Source organism: Verrucosispora sp. SN26_14.1 (genome assembly GCF_004307965.1).
Classification (GTDB): domain Bacteria; phylum Actinomycetota; class Actinomycetes; order Mycobacteriales; family Micromonosporaceae; genus Micromonospora.
In genome coordinates this window covers 1-4566 of the sequence record NZ_SISL01000466.1, presented here as the reverse complement: position 1 = coordinate 4566, position 4566 = coordinate 1, and the positions used below count along the sequence as shown (strand labels likewise).

Genomic DNA, 4566 nt, shown 5'->3' with positions numbered 1-4566 from the left:
CACCCGTTCCGTCGCGCCGCCGCCCGCGACCGGGTCGGCACCGCGCCGCTCGGTCATGCGGGTACGACGGCGGCCGCCGCGGCCTCGAGCTGCGCCCGTACCTCGGGCAGGGTCCGCAACAGCGCCTCGATCTCCGGTACGGAGAGCCGGCGGGCGTTGTGCGAGTGGAAGTCGGCCAGCGCGCCCCGCTCGACGTTGCCCTCCTCGAAATAGAGGGCGTAGTTCAGGTCGCGGCTGTCCACCGGCACCCGGAGGAATTCCCCCAGGTCCTCGGCGTGGGCGAGTTCCTCCCGGCTGGCCAGGGTCTCGTAGAGCTTCTCCCCGTGCCGGATGCCGAGCACGTCGAACTTGGCGGGCACCCCGAACAGGTTGCACAGGGCGGTGGCCAGGTCGCCGATGGTGCAGGCGTCGGCCTTGCGGATGAACACGTCGCCCGGCTGTCCGTGGCGGAAGGCGTGCTCGACCAGGTCGACCGACTGCGCCAACGACATCAGGAAGCGGGTCATCGACGGTTCGGTGACGGTCGGCAGCGCGCCCCGGCGGATCTGCTCGATGAACAGCGGGATGACCGAGCCGCGCGAGTACATCACGTTGCCGTAGCGCACACAGCAGACCCGGGTCCGGGCCTGTGCGTTGTTCCGGGCGTGCGCCTGGGCCACCTTCTCCATCAGGGCCTTGGTCATCCCCATCGCGTTCACCGGGTAGACGGCCTTGTCGGTGCTGAGCAGCACCAGCGTCTCGACGCCGACCCGTTCGCAGGCCTCGACCACGTTCGCGCTGCCGAGCACGTTCGTGCGCAGCGCCTCCAGCGGAAAGAACTCGCAGGACGGGACCTGCTTCAGGGCGGCGGCGTGGAAGACGAACTCCATGCCCCGGGCAGCCTTGAGCACACTGTCGTAGTCGCGGACGTCACCCACGTAGTAGCGGACCCGGTCGTCGCGCAGACGGTGCCGCATCGCGTCCTGCTTGGATTCGTCGCGGCTGAGGACCCGTACCTCGGTGGCGCCGGCGTCGAGCAGCCGGGAGACCATCGTCTGGCCGAATGACCCGGTGCCACCGGTAATCAGAAATCGCCTGTCCGAAAGCGAGGAAATCACATCTGGCCCTGCCTGTTCCCTGTCGAGTGTTCCGCGGTGAGTCGGGACAGCATCCACCGGCGAACATACCGATTCACGAACTGGTCCGGGTCGGCTTTACCGAATTTGAAAAGGAGTCTCGTTCGGATTTCCGGAGTGGGTGGATAAAAGCGAGCGCCATTCATTCCACCGTACGGTCCGAACCGCGCGCCACAAAATGTGAAAGCGCGATCCGGTGCAGTGGAGAATGATATGCGTATCGCATGCCAAAAGTTGCTCTCCATGCGACGCACACGCGTGCCGGGGCTCCCGGCGAGGCCAGCGACCGGCGCGGAATCGCCGAGGACCCGGCGCTCCGGCGACCCTACGACCGGTGGAAGCGGCTGCTCGACGTCGTGGGCGCCCTCCTCGTCCTGGTCCTGGGCGCACCGTTGATGGCCCTGGTGGCCCTCGTGGTGCTGATCGCCCACGGTCGGCCGGTGCTGTTCCGGCACAAGCGTCCCGGCCTGCACGGCGAGCTGTTCGAGATGGTCAAGTTCCGGACCATGCGGCACCCCGACCCGGACCGGGGGCTGGTCACCGACGCGCAACGCCTGACCCGGGTCGGCCGCTGGCTGCGGGCCAGCAGCCTGGACGAACTGCCGGAGTTCTGGAACGTGCTGCGGGGCGAGATGAGCGTCGTCGGCCCCCGCCCGCACCTGGTGCAGTACCTCGACCTCTACAGCCCGGAGCAGGCCCGCCGGCACGACGTACGGCCCGGCATCACCGGGCTCGCGCAGGTCCGTGGCCGCAACGCGCTGGAGTGGCAGGCCAAGTTCGCCCACGACGTCGAGTACGTCGACCGGTGCTCCTTCCTGCTGGACCTGAAGATCGTGCTGGCCACCGTCTGGGTGGTGGCAAGCCGCCAGGGCATCTCCGCGCCGGGGGCGGCCACCTGGCACGAGTTCACCGGCAATCCACCACAGTCGTCGGTCTCCGAGGCGGATCCCGCGTACCGCCGATGAACCGGGTCCTGCTGCTCGGTGCCGGCGGGTTCCTCGGGCGGCACGTCCGGGCCCTGCTCGCCGCGCACGCCGACGTCCGGGCGCCCGACCGGATGGCCTGCGACCTGGTCCGCATCGAGCTGCCGGCGCTGATCGCGCTGCTGGCCCGGGAACGGCCCGACGTGGTGGTGTCCGCCGCCGGCCGGATCGTCGGCTCCGGGTACGACTTCGTGCGCGCACACGTGCTGGCCACTGCCAAGCTCGTCGAGGCGATGGCCGAGGCCGTACCGGCGGCCCGGCTGGTCCGGATCGGGTCGGCCGCCGAGTACGGTGCCGTGCCGTACGGCCTCGCGGTGTCCGAGGACCACCCGTGCGCGCCGGTCAGCGAGTACGGGCTCAGTCACCTGACCGCGACCCGGCTGGCGGAACTGGCCGGTGCGGCCGGCCGGGTCGACACGGTCGTGCTGCGGGTCTTCAACCCGGTCGGACCCGGCATCCCCGCAGGCAACGTGCTCGGTCGGGTCACCGGGATGATCAGGTCGGCGCACGCCGCCGGGGACGACGGGATCGCGCTGGGCCTGCACGACACGTACCGCGACTTCGTCGACGTGCGGGACGTGGCGTCGGCGGTCCTGGCGGCGGCACGCAGCGCGCCCACGACCGACCGCGTCGTCAACGTCGGCAGTGGCCGGGCGGTGGCCGTCCGCGACGTGGTCCGCCTGCTGGCCGAGGTGGCCGGGTTCACCGGTGACATCCGGGACGGCGGCTTCGCCGCCGACGCCGGGCGCTCCGCCACCGTGCCGTGGATGTGCGCGGACACCACACGTGCCGGGCGGGTGCTCGGCTGGGCGCCCGCGTACGACCTGCGCGAGTCGCTGACCGCGCTGTGGCGCACCGACGGTGCCGCGCCGCCGGTACGCCCGCTGGCCCAGGTGGAGACGGGATGAGGCACATGCGGATCGGCCTGCTCACGCAATGGTTCGACCCGGAGCCCGGCCCGGCCGCACTGCCCGGGATGCTCGCCACCGCCCTCGCCGGCCGGGGGCACGAGGTGCAGGTGCTCACCGGCTTCCCCAACTACCCGACCGGGCGGCTGGCCCCTGGCTACCGGATGGCCCGCCGCCGGGACGAGACCGTCGGCGCGACCAGGATCCGGCGGGTCGCGCTCTATCCGAGCCACGACCGTTCCGCGCTGCGCCGGGTGGCCAACTACGGCTCCTTCGCGGTCTCCGCGCTGGCCTCCGGCACGCCGGTGCTGCGCGGGCTGGACGCGCTCTGGGTGGGCAACTCGCCGATCAGCGTCGCGCTCCCGATGTGGTTCGCCCGGTACGCGCACCGGGTGCCCGTGCTGCTGCACGTCCTCGACCTCTGGCCGGACAGCGTGGTGGCCAGCGGCTTCCTCGGCACCGGGAGGCTGTCCCGGACCGTCGAGCGGGGCATGGCCGGCTGGTGCGACGCGATGTACCGCAGCGCCGCCCGCGTCGCCTGTGTCTCGCCCGGCGCCGTGGACCTGCTCGCCGGTCGTGGCGTACCCCGGGAGAAGCTGCGGCACATCCCGATGTGGGCCGACGAGACGCCCCGGCCCCGCGCCGGTGACCTGCGCGCGGAGCTAGGCCTGCGACCCGACCAGGTGGTCCTGGTGTACGCCGGTGCGCTCGGCGAGGCGCAGGGGCTCGACTCGCTCGTCGACGCCTGCGCCCGGGTGACCGATCCCCGGCTGGTCTGCCTGATCGCCGGCTCCGGCACCACCGAGGAACGGCTGCGCCACCGGGCCGACGAGCTGGGCGCGGCCCACGTGCGCTTCCTCGGGCAACTGCCCCGGGAACGGATGCCCGCCCTGATGGCCACCGGCGACGCGCACTACGTCAGCCTGCGGCCGGGCGGCATGTCGGCGTACACCATGCCGAGCAAGGTGCAGGCCACCCTGGCCGCCGGACGGGCGCTGCTGGTGGCCGCCGAGGGCGACGCCGCCGACGTGGCCCGCGACAGCGGAGCCGGGATCACCGCCCGGCCTGGCGACCCCGACTCGATCGCCGCCGCGCTGCGCGAACTCTGCGGCCTGGGCCGGGAGAAGCTCGACCTGCTCGGGCAGGCCGGTCGGCAGCACTACGAGCGGGTCTTCTCGGTCTCCGCCGGCGCCGAGCGGGTGGAGCGGGCGCTCTCCGAGGTGGTCGACACCCACCGACGCTGAGAGGGTCGGCGTCGGCGGCGAGGAGCGTCAGGGCCAGTCGTCACCGGCGTCTAGGCGCCGGTCGAGCAGTTCCGCCAGGGGCAGAGACTCGCCGTCACGGCCACCCCGGCCGACCACCAGCGGCGGTGGGACCGGCGGGCAGACCGTGCCGAACAGCAGCGCACGCAGACTGTTCGGCACGGTCAGCAGATAGAAGTTCCCCCTGGTGTCCACCGCCCGCGAGCGGCCCCGGTCGACGTACCAGCCGGTCAGCCCGGTGCGGTAGCGGTGCCGCCCGTCGTACGACGTCACCCGCAGCCGCTCCGGGCGCAGGCCG

Annotated in this window: 5 protein-coding genes; 3 read left to right on the top strand and 2 right to left on the bottom strand. The window is 72.3% G+C overall.

The features are described 5' to 3' along the window. Positions 1–53 precede the first annotated feature (53 nt). Complete coding sequence (locus EYA84_RS27195) at positions 54–1097, bottom strand: polysaccharide biosynthesis protein (RefSeq protein ID WP_131056612.1); 1044 nt, start codon at positions 1095–1097, stop codon at positions 54–56. Positions 1098–1339: 242 nt separating this feature from the next. Between EYA84_RS27195 and EYA84_RS27190 the strand changes: the two genes are divergently transcribed. The 3 genes from EYA84_RS27190 to EYA84_RS27180 are packed head-to-tail and all read left to right on the top strand — an operon-like array spanning position 1340 to position 4250. Beyond that, positions 1340–2080, top strand: coding sequence for a sugar transferase (locus tag EYA84_RS27190; protein WP_131056611.1), 741 nt, complete (start codon positions 1340–1342; stop codon positions 2078–2080). Continuing rightward, positions 2077–3006 (top strand): NAD(P)-dependent oxidoreductase, encoded by a 930-nt coding sequence (locus tag EYA84_RS27185; RefSeq protein ID WP_131056610.1) that lies wholly within the window; start codon positions 2077–2079, stop codon positions 3004–3006. Before EYA84_RS27190 ends, EYA84_RS27185 begins: the two co-directional genes overlap by 4 nt. Next, positions 3003–4250, top strand: coding sequence for a glycosyltransferase family 4 protein (locus EYA84_RS27180; RefSeq protein ID WP_201272488.1), 1248 nt, complete (start codon positions 3003–3005; stop codon positions 4248–4250). Before EYA84_RS27185 ends, EYA84_RS27180 begins: the two co-directional genes overlap by 4 nt. Before the next feature lie 27 nt (positions 4251–4277). Here EYA84_RS27180 and EYA84_RS27175 read toward each other — a convergent pair. Further along, positions 4278–4566, bottom strand: a 289-nt coding sequence (locus tag EYA84_RS27175) for a hypothetical protein (RefSeq protein WP_131056609.1), incomplete at its 5' end; no start/stop codon positions are given.

What these genes read in the sequence shown, in the direction of transcription:
- EYA84_RS27190 (WP_131056611.1), top strand. Translation starts at nt 1,340, where the DNA reads ATGCCAAAAGTTGCTCTCCATGCGACGCACACGCGTGCCGGGGCTCCC.
- EYA84_RS27185 (WP_131056610.1), top strand. Translation starts at nt 2,077, where the DNA reads ATGAACCGGGTCCTGCTGCTCGGTGCCGGCGGGTTCCTCGGGCGGCAC.
- EYA84_RS27180 (WP_201272488.1), top strand. Translation starts at nt 3,003, where the DNA reads ATGAGGCACATGCGGATCGGCCTGCTCACGCAATGGTTCGACCCGGAG.